This window comes from Amycolatopsis sp. Hca4 (assembly GCF_013364075.1).
Taxonomy (GTDB): domain Bacteria; phylum Actinomycetota; class Actinomycetes; order Mycobacteriales; family Pseudonocardiaceae; genus Amycolatopsis.
In genome coordinates this window covers 9742975-9760346 of the sequence record NZ_CP054925.1, presented here as the reverse complement: position 1 = coordinate 9760346, position 17372 = coordinate 9742975, and the positions used below count along the sequence as shown (strand labels likewise).

At 72.4% G+C, this 17372-nt stretch carries 10 protein-coding genes; 4 read left to right on the top strand and 6 right to left on the bottom strand.

The genetic code is table 11. The features are described from left to right. Positions 1-3: 3 nt before the first annotated feature. Entirely contained in the window at positions 4-1206 is a 1203-nt protein-coding gene (locus HUT10_RS44215) for a CdaR family transcriptional regulator (protein WP_254897290.1), read from the top strand. Positions 1207-1252: 46 nt separating this feature from the next. Here the strand turns inward: HUT10_RS44215 and HUT10_RS44210 are convergent, their stop codons facing one another. Both HUT10_RS44210 and HUT10_RS44205 read right to left on the bottom strand, forming a co-directional pair. Then, positions 1253-2650, bottom strand: a complete 1398-nt coding sequence (locus HUT10_RS44210) for an endo-1,4-beta-xylanase (protein ID WP_176176660.1) — start codon at positions 2648-2650, stop codon at positions 1253-1255. A gap of 219 nt (positions 2651-2869) precedes the next feature. After that, a complete protein-coding gene (locus HUT10_RS44205) occupies positions 2870-4540 on the bottom strand; it encodes a glycosyltransferase family 39 protein (RefSeq protein WP_176176659.1) in 1671 nt (556 codons plus the stop codon). Positions 4541-4691: 151 nt separating this feature from the next. Between HUT10_RS44205 and HUT10_RS44200 the strand changes: the two genes are divergently transcribed. Together HUT10_RS44200 and HUT10_RS44195 are read left to right on the top strand one after the other, a co-directional pair. Then, a complete protein-coding gene (locus HUT10_RS44200; protein WP_176176658.1) occupies positions 4692-5036 on the top strand; it encodes a hypothetical protein in 345 nt (114 codons plus the stop codon). Positions 5037-5283: 247 nt separating this feature from the next. After that, on the top strand, positions 5284-8940 hold the full coding sequence (locus HUT10_RS44195; protein WP_176176657.1) for a glycoside hydrolase family 3 C-terminal domain-containing protein: 3657 nt from the start codon (positions 5284-5286) through the stop codon (positions 8938-8940). A gap of 399 nt (positions 8941-9339) precedes the next feature. On the opposite strand, the gene HUT10_RS44190 is transcribed toward HUT10_RS44195, so the two are convergent. Continuing rightward, positions 9340-10932 carry a tannase/feruloyl esterase family alpha/beta hydrolase gene (locus HUT10_RS44190; RefSeq protein ID WP_176176656.1) on the bottom strand — a complete coding sequence of 531 codons (1593 nt, stop codon included), beginning with the start codon at positions 10930-10932 and terminating at the stop codon, positions 9340-9342. Then, positions 10929-12320, bottom strand: a complete 1392-nt coding sequence (locus HUT10_RS44185; protein ID WP_176176655.1) for an MFS transporter — start codon at positions 12318-12320, stop codon at positions 10929-10931. Before HUT10_RS44185 ends, HUT10_RS44190 begins: the two co-directional genes overlap by 4 nt. A gap of 145 nt (positions 12321-12465) precedes the next feature. On the opposite strand from HUT10_RS44185, the gene HUT10_RS44180 reads away from it, so the two are divergent. Beyond that, positions 12466-14154, top strand: a complete 1689-nt coding sequence (locus HUT10_RS44180; RefSeq protein WP_176176654.1) for a GAF domain-containing protein — start codon at positions 12466-12468, stop codon at positions 14152-14154. 3 nt (positions 14155-14157) lie between these two features. Here the strand turns inward: HUT10_RS44180 and HUT10_RS44175 are convergent, their stop codons facing one another. Beyond that, positions 14158-15771 (bottom strand): long-chain fatty acid--CoA ligase, encoded by a 1614-nt coding sequence (locus HUT10_RS44175; protein ID WP_176176653.1) that lies wholly within the window; start codon positions 15769-15771, stop codon positions 14158-14160. Positions 15772-16016: 245 nt separating this feature from the next. Further along, the gene (locus HUT10_RS44170) at positions 16017-17366 is read right to left on the bottom strand and encodes a DUF6351 family protein (RefSeq protein ID WP_254897289.1); all 1350 of its coding nucleotides are present in this window, start codon (positions 17364-17366) and stop codon (positions 16017-16019) included. Between the last annotated feature and the right edge of the window lie 6 nt (positions 17367-17372).

Genomic DNA, 17372 nt, shown 5'->3' with positions numbered 1-17372 from the left:
GCGATGCCGGGGCATCCGCACGCGTCCACGAGGGTCATCCGCGAGGTGGCCGCCGTCGTCCTCACCGAGCTGCCGTCCTTCGCCGACCGGCTGACCGCGCGGGGTGCGGTCGAGGAGAAGACCTTCTACGCGGGCGGCGGCCGGGTCGCGCCCGCGGACATGCGGCAGTCGTTCATGGACAACGCCCGCAGTGCGCTGGTCCTGATGACCGAGGGGTTCGGCACGCGGGCCGACTGGATCGCCGCTCCGCTGGCGACCGGCCGCCGCCGCGCCGAGCAGGGCGTGCCGCTGGAGGCGGTGCTGCACCTGTTCCGGCTGGGCACCGAGCTGCTGTGGGAGATGCTGCTGACCGTGGCCCGCCGCCGGTCACCGGACGAGCTGACCGGGTTCGTCGACAGCGTGATGGTGCTGTGGCAGGCGACCGACCGCGTCTCGACCGCGATGGTGGAGGGGTACCGGTCGCGGGAGATCCAGCTGCAGACGCGGGCGAACCGGCGCCGGGAGGGCCTGGTCCGGGTGCTCGTCGAAGGCCGGGGCGCGGACCCGGCCGTGGCCGCCGAAGCGGAGGCGGGCCTGGGGCTGCCCGGGCACGGCCGGTACGTGGTGGTCCTGGTGGTGTGCGACCTGGCGGCCGAGGACGTGGTGCCGGCGCCCGAACTGGCGGCGCTGGGCGTGCGGGTGGTCGTGGCGCCGTACCGGGACCGGGTGGTGTGGCTGGTGGAGCTGGGCGGGCTCACCGCCGACCGGCTGACCGGCCTGCTGGCGCCGCACCTGCGGCACCGCGCGGGCCTGTCCGGCGAGGTCGACGGCCTGGCCGAGATCGGCATCGCCTACCAGCTCGCGGAAATCGCGCTGCACACGCAGCCCGCGGACGCGCCAGGACTCGCCGCGCTCGACGACCGGCTGCCCGAGGCACTGGTGGTCGCCAGCCCGCGGCTGGCCCACCGGCTGGCGGCCCGTGCCCTCGGCCGGGTGCTGGACCTCGAAGACGACGAGCGCCACGTCCTGCTGGACACGCTGCGGGCGTGGTTCCGCGCGGACCGCTCCGCCACCCGCGCGGGCGAACTGCTGTACTGCCACCGCAACACGGTCCTCAACCGGCTGCGCAAGCTGGAGCAGCTCACCGGCGCGTCCCTGGAGGACGATCGCCACCGGCTGTGCTGCCGGCTGGCGCTGATGGCCCACGACCACCTGCGACGCGAATGACCCGCCCGCGGAGCCTCGGCTTCGCGGGCGGGTCGTCCGGCACGGGTCAGGAAGTGCTGCAGCTGACGCTGGGCCAGTTCCAGTTCCCGTTCGTCATGATGGTGACGCCCCAGTTGTTGCCGTTGCCGTTCGGTTTCGCGATCAGCACCTGGCTGCTGGGCCAGCTGGCGTTGATGTTCCAGGTGGCGCTGATCCGGGCGGGGCTCGGGACGTTCATCGTGACCGTCCACGAAGACGAGCCGCTGACCGAGACGTTCAGGTTGTACCGGTCACCCCAGGACTGCCCGGCCGAAAGCGTCGCCGTGCAGCTGCCGCCGCCCGGGTTCGTGGGCGTGGTCGTCGGGGTCGTGGTGTCCGTCGGCGTGGTCGTCGGCGTCGTGGGTGTGGTCGGTGTCGTCGTCGTGCCGGGACCGGCGGCGTTGAGCGCGTTCAGCACCGAGCTGTAGGCGGCCTTCTTGTTGCCGCCGCCGTCGAACAGCAGCGGGCTTTCGCTGGACCGCCAGGAATCGCTGTCCCGCACGCCCCACACGGTGATGCCGACGCAGCGCGCGACGTTCACGCACGCCTGGGTCAGCGCCGAGTACTGCGAGGTGTTCGCGTTCGTGACGTCGACCTCGGTGAGCGCCACGTCGACGCCGAGCGCCGCGAAGCTGGAGATCGTCTGCTGGAAGTTGCCCGGCACCGAGCTGCCGCCGGTGAAGTGGGCCTGCAGGCCGACGCAGTCGATCGGCACGCCGCGGGACTTGAAGTCCTGGACCATCCGGTAGACGCCCTGGGTCTTGCCGTAGCTCCAGTTGTCGATGTTGTAGTCGTTGTAGCAGAGCTTGGTCGACGGGTCGGCCGCGCGGGCGGTCCGGAACGCGACCTCGATCCAGTCGTTGCCGGTGCTCTGCAGGTTCGACGAGCGGCGGCTGCCGTCCTCGTTGAACGCTTCGTTGACGACGTCCCAGTACGCGAGTTTGCCCTGGTAGTGGGCCATCACCTTCTGGATGTGGTTGATCATGGCGTTGCGCAGGTTGCTGCCGCCCATGTTCTGCATCCAGCCGGGTTGCTGCGCGTGCCAGGCGAGCGTGTGCCCGCGGACCTTCGCGCCGTGGCTGACCGCCCAGTTGTAGATCTGGTCACCCGACGAGAAGTTGAACTGGTTCTGGTTGGGCTCGGTCGCGTCCGGCTTCATCTCGTTTTCGGGCGTCACCATGTTGAACTCGCGCGCCGCGATCGTGGTGTAGGCCGAGTCGTTCAGCCGGCCGGCGGCGATCGCCGTGCCGAAGTAGCGGCCGGACTGCGCGGCCGCGGCGCCCAGCGTGCTGGCCGCGGCGTCCGCGCCGGGCGCCGTCACCAGAACGGTTGCGGTCGCGGCCACCGTCGCCACGCCCGCCAGCACTCGAGTGGTCGTCGACCGCCACCAGCGCCTGCGGCGCAGGTCCGACGAACTTTCCGCCATTCCGTGGTCTCCTTCGGTGAATTTCCCCCGCTGTCAGCAGCAGAGCACGCCGAGGAAGGAGCAGGCAAAAAGTTTCGATCGACTTTCGGACCGGCGGGAGCGCCGTGGGCGGACCGTCGAAACTTTCGAACCACCCGGAATGCGATCACGGCCCCGTGTGGCGCTCACCAAGCCGAGCGGCGAGTTTCGGAATGGGCGGCTTCGTCGGCTGATGACGGCTCACGGGCGGCGGTGGATGGTGATGGAGTGGCCGACGTCGTCGATCGGCGTGCTCGTGCGCAGCAGCGCCGACAGCCGGTCGTCCGCCTTGGCGATCGCGGAATCCGATACCACGAGCAGCCCGTGGACCGTCTCCGGCGGCACCGCCAAGGGGTCCGCGGCGTCGATGCCGTAGGCGGCGGGCACTCCGCTGCCCTTGTAGACCAGCCACACCCGCTCGCCCGGGTACCGCTCCTTCAGCACCTCGCCCAGCCGGCCCAGGTCCTGACCCCAGTCGACGTTCGAGTCGTGCAGCTGCCGGTGGGTCTGCGCCGGGCCGCCGAACGCTTCGTTGGCGTACGGCAGGTAGTACGGGAACGTCCGCAGCGAACTGACCGCGGTGAAGGCGACCAGCACCACCACGGCGACGGACGTCCACCGGCGGCGCAGGGTGACCACGCCGGCCGCCGCGACGGCCAGGAACATCGGCAGGAACACCGCGTACCGGACGCCGAGGTCGCGGCTGCCGGTCATGGCCGCGGCCAGCAGCACCGCCGCGGGCACCACGACGTAGGGGGCCGCCGGGCGCAGCCGGCGAACGGCGACCATCGTGCCGGTACCGGCCGGCCAGAGGACGAGTGCGCCCAGCGGCGTCTTCACCAGCAGCGCGGCCGGGAGGTAGTACCACAGCGCCCCGACGTGCACGCTGCCGAACAGGAACGTGGTCCACACCTGGTCTTCGAAGCCGAACTGCACGCGCAGGCCGTCGAGGTACGGCCGCGGCAGCGGCAGCAGGCCGGTCAGCGCGCGCAGGCCCTCGGCGGGCGGCAGGCCCGCCGGTGGCACCCAGCGCAGCCGCGGATCGACGACCAGGTAGGAGATCCAGACGACGGCGACCGCGATCAGCGCGACACCGAGCGCCGCCGCGACGCTGGTGCCGACGCGCCGCAGAGTCCGATGTAGACTGTCAGCGCGGCGGGCGTGCCGGACCGAAAGCCCGGCCAGCGCCAGCACCACCGGAACCGCGGCCAGCGCGCTCATCTTCGTGGCCACGGCGGCACCCAGCGCGAGTCCCGCGAGGGGCAGGTAACGGCCGGGATGGTGACGGGCGCGCCACAGCAACCAGCACGACGTCACCAGGAAACCGGCCATCGGCACGTCCAGGGTGGCCAGCGAGCCGTGCGCGATCACGTCGGGGGAAAGCGCATACAGGGCCAGAGCCACCACGCCGCCGGCCGAGCCGGTCAGGTCGCGGGCGAAGGCGAAGACGACCAGCCCGAACAGCAGCGTCAGCACGATCACCGGCAGCCGGGCCGCCGGCAGCAGCCGGCCGGGGTCGTGGCCGGATTCGTACAGCACGTGCCGGCCGAGCTGCGTCTGGTCGCCGGTGAACCCGGCGTCCACGTGCGCGTCCGTGAAGGCCAGTCCGGTCGCGATGATCAGCTTGCCCAGCGGCGGGTGTTCCGGGTTGTACCGCAGGCTGTGGTGCTCCAGCGAAAAGATCGCCGTGCCGATGTAGACCGGCTCGTCGATGGTCGGGCTCTGCGCCACGGCCGTGGTGAGCATCGCGGCCGCCATCCCGGCCGGCAGGGCCACCACGGCGAGCGCGAGCAGCCACCGGCACCGGCGTGCGGGAGAACGCGCGGCGGCCAGGAGCGGCGGCGCGTCCTCCCGGATCGCTTCGGTGAGCACCTCCGGGGGACGTTCGGCGGCGGCGGAGGTTGTGCGCGGTTCCCTCCGTGGTGCCGGGCGGCAGGTCCCGGCGGGCCTGGTCGTCGCCGCCGTGCGCGATCAGCCGGTGACCGGTGCTGACGGCGTCCGGCGAATCCGGCATGCTGATCGGATGCCCCGCCGCGAGCTCCGCCCACACCACGTCTGGCTGATCGGTGTTCCGCTCAACCTGCTGCTCGCCGTCCCGGCCGCCTACCCGGTCGCGTTCGGGATGCTCGGGGCGCAGGTCCTGGCCGGTGAGCTCGGGTGGGTCCCGGTCGACCCCACGGTGGTCGACGACGGCGCGGGCTTCGTGATCGGGCTCGGCCTGGTGTCGGTGTTGTTCGCCGGGCTGGTGGTCTTCGGCCTGAACGCCCTGTTCGCCTTCCGCGCACCAAAACTGACCGCGGCGCCCTACTGGCTCGCCGTGGCCCTGCTGGTCGTGCTTCCCGGTGTCCTGTACTGGACCCATCGCTGAAACCGCCCGCGCAACCCTCGTCATCCATTCTGCGCGGCCGGCACCGCCGGTGAAACTTTCAGCCGCCGCCGGGCTCGGGCCAGCGGTGATACCGGGCCGGTCGTGAATCGCTTGCCAGAACCGGGGCCCTTGCGAACGATGGTGACGGGCCAGCCTGTGCACCGGCGGCCCCCTCGGCCGGCGGCGCGCCAGTCCTCCTGGCTCGGCCGGAGCCCCCAGCCCATCGACCTTCTGCAACGGAGATCCGATGTCCCTGCGCTTCCCCGGCCGGCGGCGGTCACGGCTGACCGCCGCTCCCCTGCTCGCCGCGACCATCACGGCGGCCACGCTCGTCCCGGTCGCTTCGGCGGCCCCGGACGGGCCGGCCACGCTGCCGGTCTACCGCGACACGCACTACAGCTTCGCCGAGCGGGCCGCCGACCTCGTCGCCCGCATGACGCTGCCCGAGAAGGTGCTGCAGCTGCGCACCAACAGCGCGCCGGCCATCCCGCGCCTCGGCGTCCAGCAGTACACCTACTGGAGCGAGGGCCAGCACGGCCTCAACACCCTCGGCGCGAACACCAACGCGGGCACGGTCACCGGCGGCGTGCACGCCACCAGCTTCCCGACGAACCTCGCGAGCACGATGTCCTGGGACCCGGAGCTGATCCGGCAGGAGACCACGGCCATCTCCGACGAGGCCCGCGGCATGCTCGACAAGTCGCTGTGGGGCGTCGCGCAGAACAACATCGGCCCGGACAAGAACAACTACGGCTCCCTGACCTACTGGGCGCCGACGGTGAACCTCGACCGCGACCCGCGGTGGGGCCGCACCGACGAAGGCTTCGGCGAAGACCCCTACCTGGTCGCGAAGATGGCCGGCGCGTTCGTCAACGGCTACCAGGGCCAGACCGCGTCCGGCCGGCCCACGACGCCGTACCTCAAGGTCGCCGCCACGGCCAAGCACTACGCGCTCAACGACGTCGAGAACGACCGGCACGCGGACTCCTCGGACACCACCGAGACCAACATCCGCGACTACTACACCAGGCAGTTCCGGCACCTGATCCAGGACGCCCACGTCTCCGGCCTGATGACGTCGTACAACGCGATCAACGGCACGCCGTCGCCCGCCGACACCTACACGGCGAACGCGATCGCCCAGCGCACCTACGGCTTCGACGGCTACGTCACCTCCGACTGCGGCGCGGTCGGCGACGTCTACGCGCCGGGCAGCCACAACTGGGCGCCGCCGGGCTGGACCACCAGCACCGCCGGCGCGGCGACGCAGTGGACGAACACCGCCACCGGACAGAAGGTTTCCGGGGCCGCGGGCGGCCAGGCGTACGCCCTGCGCGCGGGCACGCAGCTCAACTGCACCGGCTCCGAAGCCACCGTGGCCAACATCGAGGAGGCCATCAAGGCGGGCGTGCTGTCCGAGGGCGTGCTCGACAACGCGCTCGTGCACGTGTTCACCACCCGCATGCAGACCGGCGAGTTCGACCCGCCGGAGCGGGTGGCCTACACGAAGATCACCAAGGACGTGATCCAGAGCGCCGAGCACCAGGCGCTGGCCGCGAAGGTCGCCGCGAACTCGCTGGTCCTGCTGCGGAACGACCCGGTCGCCGGCACCGCCGCGCCGCTGCTGCCCGCCGACCCGGCGAAGCTCGGCACCGTCGTCATCGTCGGCGACCTCGCGAACAAGGTCACCCTCGGCGGGTACTCCGGCGAGCCCGCGCTGCAGGTGAACGCGGTGCAGGGCATCACGTCCGCGGTCAAGGCGGCCAGCCCGGGCGCCACGGTCACCTTCGACGCGTGCGGCACCTCCACCGGCACCACCGCGCCGGCGAGCTGCTCGGCGGCGACCCTGGCCGCGCTGAAGACGGCCGATCTGGTCGTGGTGTTCGCCGGGACCGACGGGAGCGTGGCCACCGAGGGCCGCGACCGCACGACGATCGCCATGCCGGGCAACTACGACTCGCTGATCGACCAGGTCAAGGCGGCCGGCAACCCGCGGACCGCGCTGGCGGTCCAGGCGGGCGGCGCGGTGTCCCTCGGCCACGCCGCGGGCATCCCGGGTGTCGTGTTCAGCTCCTACAACGGCGAAAGCCAGGGCACCGCGCTCGCCGACGTGCTGTTCGGCAAGCAGAACCCCAGCGGGCACCTGAACTTCACCTGGTACGCCGACGACGCGCAGCTGCCGGACATGAAGAACTACGGGCTGACGCCGTCGCAGACCGGCGGGCTCGGCCGCACGTACCAGTACTTCACCGGCACGCCGGCGTACCCGTTCGGCTACGGCCTCTCCTACGCGAAGTTCGCCTACTCCCGCGTGCACGCGGACACGAAGGCCGTCGATGCCAACGGACAGGTGACGGTGCACGTGGACGTGACGAACACCGGTGGCACGCCCGGCGCGGACGTCGCCCAGCTGTACGCGTCGACGGCGTTCACCGTGCCCGGCGTGGAGCTGCCGCGGCAGCGGCTGGCCGGCTTCGAGAAGACGAAGGTGCTCGCCCCCGGCCAGACCCAGCACCTGGCCATCCCGGTGCGGATCGCCGACCTTTCCTTCTGGGACGAGGGAAAGCGCCGTGAGGTGGTGTACCCGGGTCAGTACCGGTTCGGGGTGGGTGCCGACTCCGGCCACCTCGCCGGCACCGCCACGGTGGCCGTCACCGGGGCCCTCAAGCCCAAGACTCGGTACGTGACCGTGCAGCCCGGCCAGGTCGTCTTCGCGCCGGGCGCGCAGCTCGACCTGACCGCGAAGAACCCGTGGATCGCCGACGACACCGCCCAGGCGGACCGGCACGTGCCCGCCGACCACATCGTCGAGGCGGTGCACGACGACCAGTCGTTCGTCGACCTTTCGCGGGCCCGGATCGGTTACCACAGCAGCGATCCGCGGGTGGCCCAGGTGAGCCGGACCGGCCGGGTGACCATGGTGGCGCCCGGGGTCGCGACGATCAGCGTCACGGTCGACGGCGTCACCGGCACCACGCCGGTGGTGGTCGAGCAGCCGTTCACCCTCACCGCACCGTCCCAGGTGCAGGCGGGGACGACGTACACCGCCACGACCACGCTGCCGAACCCGGCCGGCGCACGGCCGCTGCGCGATGTGGCGTTGACGCTGGGTGTGCCCGCCGGCTGGACCGCGAAGGCCACTTCGCCGTCGACGTTCGCCACGGTGCCGGCCGGGCAGACGGTGAGCACGACGTGGGAGATCGGCGTGCCTGCCTCGGCGCAGCCGGGCAAGTTCGACGTCTCGGCCCAGGCCACGTTCACCTCGGCCAACGGCCGCGGCACGTCGGTGGACGCGACGACGGTCCTGCTGCCCCACCCGCCGTACGCCTCGCTGCCGGCGGCGTACAACAACGTGGGCATCAGCGACGACGCGACCCCGGGCGCGGGCAACTTCGACGGCGGCAACGCCAGCTTCTCCGCACAGGCACTGGCGGCGGCGACGCCGAGCCTGACCCCGGGAGCGACGTTCACCCACGACGGGCTGACGTTCACCTGGCCGGACGCCCGGCCGGGCAGCCCGGACAACGTGGTCGCGGGCAGTTCGGCGGGCGGCCAGACGATCGCGATCTCCGGCTCGGGCACCACACTGGGCCTGATCGGGGCGGGCGACTACGGCAGCCCGAGCGGAACGGCAACGGTGACGTACACGGACGGAACGACCGAGTCCCATTCGGTGAGTTTCGCCGACTGGTGGTCCAACGCGGCGACCGGTGGCGACATCCTCACGACGTTGCCGTACCTCAACAACAGCAACGGGCGGCTGGATCAGCGGGTGAGCTTGTACTACGCACCGATCCCCCTGCAGCCGGGCAAGACGGTGAAGTACGTGACGCTGCCGGACGTGAGCGACGGAGCCAACATGGGCACGGCGGCCATGCACATCTTCACGATGGCGATCGGCTGACCGAGGGGACCGCGTCCCGCCGGCCTTTCACGGCCGGCGGGACGCCTCTGTCCGGGCACGCGTCAGCGGTACCGGGATCCGCCCGAGTTCGCCGCACAGCGGACGTTTGCGCGGGGGCCGGGCGGATCCGGCCACCTGCGCGGCCACTCGGCCGCTCGTGCCGGCGGGCTTCCCACGCCTGCGCGGTAGGCCGAACGCGGACACGCCGCTCGGACCGGCCCATCGGTCGACCGTGAGCCGCCCCCTGCCCAGCGGGCGAGCCCGCCAAAAACCGAGCCAGGCCCCCCACCCCGCGGACAAGAACCGCAGCGCGCGGCCCCGCGTTACAGCAGGTTCGGCCGAAAGTCGCGTCCCGCCGCCCTTCACGGCCGGCGGGACGCCTCTGTCCGGGCCTACTTCTCAACGGGCACAGACGAAACTCGCGGCGGCACTCGGATCACCCGACCGGTACCGCGGCCAGTCCGGGTACTCGCACAACGGCCGTGAACGCTGATGAGCCGGATCGACCACCGTCTGCCCCACCGGCGGCCGTCCCGCGTCGACCCACTGCTCCAGCGCCGTCAGCGAATCCCAGCTCGCCGCGAACGCCGGTGTCCCGAAGTTCGCGTGGTTCGCTCCCGGGATGACGTAGTACCGCAGGAACCCGTCCGTCGCCCGGGGGCCCACCTCCGCGCGCACCCGCGAGTAGTAGTCACTCGTCGAATACGGTGAAACCAGCTCGTCCGCCGCGCCGTGGAACAGGATCAGCTTTCCTCCCGCCCGGGCGAACGGGCGCAGGTCCGCGTTGTTGCGGTCCTCGATCGCCGACAGCGCGCTGATCCGGCCCAGCCACTTGCCCGGGTTCCGCGGGTCGATGTCCAGCCCGCTGCGCCCGGGATCCCTGGTCAGGAAGTACTTCACCCACTGGTCCCAGTACTGCATCCCGTACCCGCTCGTCACCGGCATCGGGTCGGCCGGTGGTGTGGTGCCGAAGCCGAGGAACGGCGTGCGCATGTCCGCACCCGACAGGAACGGGAAGCCCGGGTACTGCTTCTCCCCGCTGGCGATCCGGTACGGCCACCGGAACGGCGACGACATCGCCGTCACCGCCCCGATCTGCGCGTCCGAAAGACACGCCGGCCCGGTGTCGGCGCCGCCCGGGCAGCGCAGCGCGCGCGGGTCGAAGCGGCAGCCCGGGTCCGAGACCACTCCGTCGGTCACGCCGTCCCGGCCGTCGCACGCCTTGATCACGCTGTCGTAGAGGAGCCCTTGCTTGACCGGCGGCGGGAACGCGCCCGGGCGTGCCAGCACCTGCGTCAGGTAGCCCAGGTCCAGGATCTCCGCGAGGTTGTTCCACGCCGGGAACGCGGAAATCACCCCGTCGAACGCCGTCGGCCAGCGCTGGGCGACCACGAGCGCCTCGCGGCCGCCGGTCGACCCGCCGGCGAAGAACACTTCGGCCGGCGTCGCCGCGTACGCGCGCCGGATCAGGAACAGGCTCGCGTCGCGGGTCTTCTTCAGCGCGTCGCCCGCGGCGAAGTTGTGCAGTGCTTCGTCGTTCACGCCGAACGACCCGTCCAGTGAAGGCGGGGACGCCGGGTTCTGCTGGTGACCGGAGTCGCTCGCGAAGGTCGCGTACCCCCTGGCCAGCGGGGCCGGCCGGTCGGCGGGGCCGAACGGCACGTTCGCCGTCACGTCCGGGATCGTGCCGTTGAACCCGCCGCCGCCGAACATCAGCGCCTTGTGGTTCCACGCGCGGGGCAGCGCCACGCGCAGCTTGATCGACGGGGCCGCCGGGTCGACCGGGTGGAGGTCCGCGTCCACCCGGCAGTAGTCCCCGGGCTCCACGACGGACGCCGCCGTGACCAGCCCGCCCGACGTCGGCAGGCTCATCACCGACGCGGGAATCCGCAGCCCGGCCAGCCCGGCGCAGTCCACCGCGGCAGGGGACGCGTCGGCAGGCGCGGGAAACGCCAGCAGCAAGGCGGCCGAGACCGCGAGTGTCTTCTTCATCGTCCGGCCACCTCGTGCAGGTGCGCGCCGGGGACGGCGTCCGGATCCGCCCGGACCTCCGCGGGGTTCGTCTCGGGCAGGAACCACGCGCTGGCGAAGGTGATCAACCCCATCAGCGTGATGTAGAGCGCGACCGGCCACGTGCTCCCGGCCGCCGCGATCAGCGCGGTCATCAGGAACGGCGTCCCCCCGCTGACGATGATCGCGGACAGCTGGTAGGACAGCGACGCGCCCGAGTAGCGGACGTTGGGCGCGAAGAGCTCGCCGAGGAAGCTCGCGATCGGGCCGTAGGTGAGGCACTGGAACACGAACCCGACCGCCACCGCGACGAAGATCAGCGGCAGCGACGCGGTGCCGACGAGCCCGAAGTACGGGAACGCCCACAGCGCCACGCCCAGCCCGCCGATCAGGATCAGCGGGCGCCGGCCCACCTTGTCCGAGAAGTAGCCGGACCAGGGAATCGTCACGAGCATCGCCGCGGAACTGAGCAGCACCACCGCGAGCAGGGAGTCGCGCTGCAGCTTGAGCGTGCCGGTGCCGTAGCTCAGCAGCCCGGAAATGCTGACGTAGAACAGGCTGTTGGTGGCCGACAGCAGCCCGCAGCCGAGCAGGATGGTCCCCCACTTGCTGCGCAGCACCTGCGCGAGCGGCGCCCGGACCACCGGGCCTTCCCGGCCCGCCACCGCTTCCTGCAGCCGGCGGAACTCCGGCGTGTCCTCCACCTTGGCCTGGATGTAGAGCACCACGCCGAACATCACGACGCTGAGCAGGAACGGGATCCGCCAGCCCCACGACAGGAAGGCCGCGTCCGGCATCAGGCCGCTGGCCGCGACGAAGATCAGGTTGGACAGGACCACCGCGACCGGCACGCTCGTCTGCCCGAACGTCCCGGCGAAACCGCGCCGCTTGGGACTGGCGGATTCGGTCAGCAGCAGCACGATGCCGCCCCACTGGCCGCCGGCCGCGAGGCCCTGGACGAACCGCAGGATCACCAGCAGCGTCGGGGCCAGCGCGCCGACGCTCGCCGCGCTCGGCAGGCAGCCGATCAGGAAGGTCGCGGCCCCCATCAGCGCCAGGCAGGCGACCACCACCGGCTTGCGGCCGTACTTGTCCCCGAGGTGCCCGGCCAGCACGCCGCCGACCGGCCGCGCCACGAACCCGGCCCAGAACGTGCTGAAGGCCAGCAGCGTCCCGGTCAGCGCCGACGCGTGCGGGAAGAACACCTTCGGGAACACCAGCGCCGCCGCGGTGCCGTAGAGGAAGAAGTCGTACCACTCGATCGAGCTGCCGATGAGCCCGGCCGCGAGCAGTTTGCGGAAGGCCCGGCGCGGGGTGGCGGGCACGCCGGTGCCGGACTGCCCCTCGGGTTGGGTGAGCGGAATGGCCATGGGTGCCGCCTTCGTCGATGAGGTCAGCAGGTGCTGGCGGTGATGGTAGGGCGGCGCTACCCTGCGACCTGAGGTGTGGACCACCCACTCCTCCCGCCGCACCGGTGGGTCTTTCGCCCACCCTCGATGCCGAGGAGGGCGCCCCGTGACCGGTACGGCGGAACCGCGACGGCAGCGCGAACTGGCGTCCCTCTACGCGACCGTCAAGTCGCTCACCGCGCTCGGCGAGCTGGACGAGGTGCTGCAGTCGATCGTGCACCACGCGCACGACCTGATCGGCACCGACTTCACCTACCTGTCGCTGGTCGGCGCGGACGGCAGGCTGTCGGCGCGCGCGTCGGACGGCACCATCTCCGCGGAGTTCCTCGCCGCGGCCATCCCGGCCACGGTCGGCCTCGGCGGCAAGGTGCTGGCCTCCAAGAGCCCGCACTGGGTGCGCGACTACGCCACCTCGACGCTCATCCAGCACGACCCGAACTTCGACCGCCTGGTCGTCACCGAAGAACTGGTCGCGCTGCTCGGGGTGCCGCTGGTGATCCGCGGCGAAGCGGTGGGCGCGCTGTTCGCCGCGGACCGGTCCGAGCGGTCGTTCCAGGCCGAGGAGATCGCGCTGCTGAACGCCTTCGCCGACCACGCCGCGGTCGCCCTCGACAACGCCCGGCTCTACGAAGCGAGCCAGACCGCGTTGCGGGACCTGCGGGTGGCGTACGGGAAAATCGAGCGCGCGCAGGCGATCCACGAAGCCCTGACCGGTGTCGTGCTGGACGGCGGCACCCCCCGCGACGTCGCCCAGCACCTCGCCGACCAGCTCGGCGGCAGCGTCACGCTCCTCGACCGCGCCGCCGGTCCACTGAGGACGGACCTGGCCGGTGCCGTCGAGGACGCCCGCCGCACCGGCCGCTGCGCGACGTCGGCCGGGACCGACGGGACCGACCGGAGCGTGGCGGCCGTCCAGGCGGGCGACAGCTACCTCGGCGCGCTGGTGTGGAGCAGGCCGTCGGGCACCGGCGACGACACGGACCTGCGGACCCTCGAACGCGCCACGCACATCCTCGGGCTGCTCATCCTCAAGGAGCAGGCCGTCGCCGAGGCCGGCGAACGGCTGAGCGGCGAGCTGCTGACCGAGCTGATGGTCGGCAGTCCCGGCATCGGCCCGGCCCAGCGCGCGCGGGCCCGGGCGCGCAACATCGACGTCGACCGCCTGGACCTGGTCCTGGTCGCGGAGTCCGCCGCCGTGGCGCCGGGCGACCTCGCGCGGCACCTGCACGACATCGCCCGGGAGCGCGCCGGGCTGGCCGGCGAGCACCTCGGCCGGGCCACGATGATCCTGCCCGCCGCCGACGACGAGGCGACCGTCGCGGACGTCCACACGCGACTGCGCCGGACGCTGGGCGGTCCGGTCATCGTCGTCGCCGAGCGGGCGGCCGGCCACGACTGGGCCCGGGCGTACGCACTGGCGGGCCGCTGCGGCGCGGTGATGCGCGCGCTCGGGCACACCGACGGCGGCGCCACCACCCGGCAGTACGCCCTGTACGCCATGGTGTTCGACCCGGAACGGGCCGGCGAGCTCGACCGCTTCCTGGCCGGCTCGATCGGCGCACTCCTGGAGTACGACCGGCGGCGCGGCACCGACCTGGTCGGCACGCTCGGCGCGTACTACGTCCACCGTGCCAACGTCGCCGCGACGGCCCGCGCGCTGCACTTGCACGTGAACACGCTGCTGAAGCGCTTGGACCGGGCCGGGACGGTGCTCGGCTCGGACTGGCGGCACGAGAACGACCTGGAACTGCAGCTCGGACTGCGGTTACACCAGCTCCGCGCCGCCACGCCCTGAGTGTCAGCCGACCCGGGCCGAGTCTCTCAGTGCCGTCTTCGAGATCTTGCCCGTGCCCGTCTTCGGCAGCGCGGGCACGAACACGAACTCGTCGGGCAGCCACCACTTCGCGACCATCGGCGTGATGTGCGCCTCGAGCTCGTCCGCCGTGACCTCCGCACCCTCGCGCAGCACCACGTACGCCACCGGGCGTTCCATCCAGCGCGGGTCCGGCCGGGCGATCACCGCCGCCTCGGTGACGTCCGGGTGGGAGGTGATGGCGCTTTCGAGCTCGACCGAGGAAATCCACTCGCCGCCGGACTTGATCAGGTCCTTCATGCGGTCCACCAGGCGCAGGTAGCCGTCGGGGTCGATGGTGGCCAGGTCGCCCGTGCGCAGCCAGCCGTCGGCGGTGAAGCTCTCGACCGCGTCGACCCGGTAGTAGCCGCCCGCCACCCACGGGCCCGCGACCTGCAGCTCACCGACCGCGTCGCCGTCGCGGGGCAGCTCCACGCCGGTTTCGACGTCGACGATCCGCACGTTCACCAGCGGCAGCGGCTGGCCCTGGGCGGCACGCACGGCCACCTGGTCCGCCGCGGACGCGTCCCGGTGCTGGGTGCGCGTGCCGCCGATCGCGCCGACCGGGCTGACCTCCGTCATCCCCCACGAATGCGTGATGGGCACGCCGATCGCGGCGCGGAAGGTCTCCGACAGCGCCGGCGGCACGGCCGACCCGCCGCCGAGCAGGAACCGGGTGGCGCTCAGGTCGTGCTCGCGCAGGCGGGGCGCCATCGTCGTCCACACGGTGGGCACGGCCCCGGCGACGGTGACGCGCTCGGCGGCCATCAGCCGCAGCAGGTGGTCCGGGTCCGCCGACGGGCCGGGCAGCACCAGGGACGCGCCGGTCAGCATCGCGCCGTAGGGCAGGCCCCAGGCGTTGGCGTGGAACATCGGCACGATCGGCAGCACGACGTCGCTTTCGCAGAGGCCGACGAGGCCCGCGGCCAGCGTGCCCAGGCCGTGCAGGACCGTCGAGCGGTGGCTGTAGAGCACGCCCTTGGGCGGCCCGGTCGTGCCCGAGGTGTAGCAGAGCCCGGACGCCAGCTGCTCGTCGGCGAGGGTGAAGCCGTCCTCGAACGAACCCGCGAAGGGCTCCGCCGCGGCGACCAGGTCGTCGTAGTGCCGGATGCGCGGATCGTCCGGGACGGGCTCGCCGCTGTCGTCGGGCAGCACCACCCAGTACCGCACCTTCGGCAGCCGGGCGGCGCTCGGCCAGATCCGCGGCAGCAGCGCGCGGTCGACGAACACGACGTCGTCCTCGGCGTGCTCGACGATGTACTCGAGGTGCTCCGCCGGCAGCCGGATGTTGATCGGGTGCAGCACCCGCTTGGTCACCGGAGCGGCCAGGTAGAGCTCGAGGTGACGCCGGTGGTTGCTCGCGAAGGTCGCGACCCGCGCCCCGACGGGGACGCCGAGCGCGGCCAGCGCGGTGGCCAGGCGCCGGGTCCCGAGGGCCACGTCGGCGTAGGTCAGCCGCTCACCGCCGGCCGTGACGACTTCCTTGTGCGCGTAGAGCCGCTCGGCACGCTCCAGGATGTGGGCGATGGTGAGCGGCCGTGGCTGCATCAGCCCGTCCATGGCGCCTCTTCCGGTCGGGGGATCTTCGGGTCGCGAGTGACTTTAAAAGCGGTCCCGGCCCGGACGAGAGGTGCGAACCGCCCACTCGTCCACCCCTTCCGGTGGTGATCACCTCCACACGCTCCCGAGCGCCGGGAGGCATCACGCGTGATCAGAAAGGCATCACGCGTGACGGGAGAGGCATCACGCTGATGCCCCTCCCATCACACGTGATGCCCCTCCAACCACAGGTGATGCCTTTGGGATCACGGGTAGGAGCGGTTGAAGCGGGGCGGGACGTAGCCGAGGTAGCGGCCCGGTGTGCCGTCCGCGGCGGCGGACAGGGCGTTCATCGTGCGGGGCGAGGTGTCCGGCCAGTGGCCGGTGCGCAGCCGGGTCAGCATGCGGTCGATCGCCGCCTGCTGTTCGCCCGTCGTGTACGTGCAGTGGCCCGCCGTCTGCACGTACGTCTGGCGGAGCAGGGACGCGGTGCCCGTGCGGCGGGCCAGCGACTCGTACGACGACTGCTGCGCCACCGTCGAGATCTGGTCGCCGGTGCCGTTGACCGTCAGCACCGGGATCCGCAGCTCGCCGGTGAACACGATGCCCCGCCGCAGGTACGCGACCGCCGCCGGGTCGGCCGCGACGCGCGGAGCCGCGGCGAGGCCGGCGAAGTCGGCCTGCAGGTCGAGGCCCGCGCGGGCGTACAGCCGCCGCACGGCGTCGCGCTGCTCCGGGGCCGCCAGCGCGAACTGGCGCGTGTAGTCCACGCCCGTGTTCCACGACGGGTTCCCGCCCGCCAGCTGCTCGATCGTCCGGCGGCTGCTGACCGCCTGTCCGAGGTACGGCAGCGGACCGCCCGCCAGCGCGAGGTACATGCCCCGCTCGACGCCGTCGGTGTCGCGGGCGGCCGGCACCGGCGTCGGCGAGCCGTCCGGAGCGAGGCCCCAGCCAGGCAGCTGGCCGATCGCCGCCGCGAGCGCGATGCGCGCCTTCCCGGCCGCCGTCCCCTGGGCCGAGGCCATCGCCGAGAGCCACTGCTGCTGCGTTCCCGGGACGTCGGCCGGCATGCCGGTCACCGGCAGGGCCGAGTCCCGGAACAGCAGCGTCTTCAGCGTGAACACCGTGTCGAGCTTCTGGTTCCACTGCCCGACCGCGCCGCCGAGGCCACCGCACATCGGGATCGCCGCGGCGAACCGGCCGGGGTACACCTGCGCGACCCCGGCGGCGACCATCCCGCCCATCGACCGGCCTTCGGCGATCGCGTACCGCGCCGGCCCGAACGCGGCTTCGAACTTCCCGAGCGCCTCCGCCTGGTTGTCGATCGCCCGCGCGATGTTCCAGCTGCTGACCGTGCGGGTGGTGCCGCCCACGGCGTAGCCGCGGTCCACCAGGCTCGCGGTGAGCGGGCTCGTCAGGCCGCCCGCGGCGAAGTCGAGGTCCACCAGCACCGCGCCGTTCCACCGGGCCGGCTTGGCGAACGCGTACGGCGTCCCGTCGGCCAGCTGCCCTTCGGTGCACGCGGCCGCCGGGCACGACGAGGCCGCGTCGGCGGTCGCCGGGACCGCCGCCAGCACCGTGGCCGCGGCCAGACCGGCCCAGGTTCTCCTGCTCATGACCAG

Coding starts and splice junctions, on each gene's coding strand:
- HUT10_RS44215 (WP_254897290.1), top strand. CDS start 4: ATGCCGGGGCATCCGCACGCGTCCACGAGGGTCATCCGCGAGGTGGCC.
- HUT10_RS44190 (WP_176176656.1), bottom strand. CDS start 10,932: ATGAAGAAGACACTCGCGGTCTCGGCCGCCTTGCTGCTGGCGTTTCCC.
- HUT10_RS44170 (WP_254897289.1), bottom strand. CDS start 17,366: ATGAGCAGGAGAACCTGGGCCGGTCTGGCCGCGGCCACGGTGCTGGCG.
- HUT10_RS44200 (WP_176176658.1), top strand. CDS start 4,692: ATGCCCCGCCGCGAGCTCCGCCCACACCACGTCTGGCTGATCGGTGTT.
- HUT10_RS44185 (WP_176176655.1), bottom strand. CDS start 12,320: ATGGCCATTCCGCTCACCCAACCCGAGGGGCAGTCCGGCACCGGCGTG.
- HUT10_RS44195 (WP_176176657.1), top strand. CDS start 5,284: ATGTCCCTGCGCTTCCCCGGCCGGCGGCGGTCACGGCTGACCGCCGCT.
- HUT10_RS44175 (WP_176176653.1), bottom strand. CDS start 15,771: ATGGACGGGCTGATGCAGCCACGGCCGCTCACCATCGCCCACATCCTG.
- HUT10_RS44210 (WP_176176660.1), bottom strand. CDS start 2,650: ATGGCGGAAAGTTCGTCGGACCTGCGCCGCAGGCGCTGGTGGCGGTCG.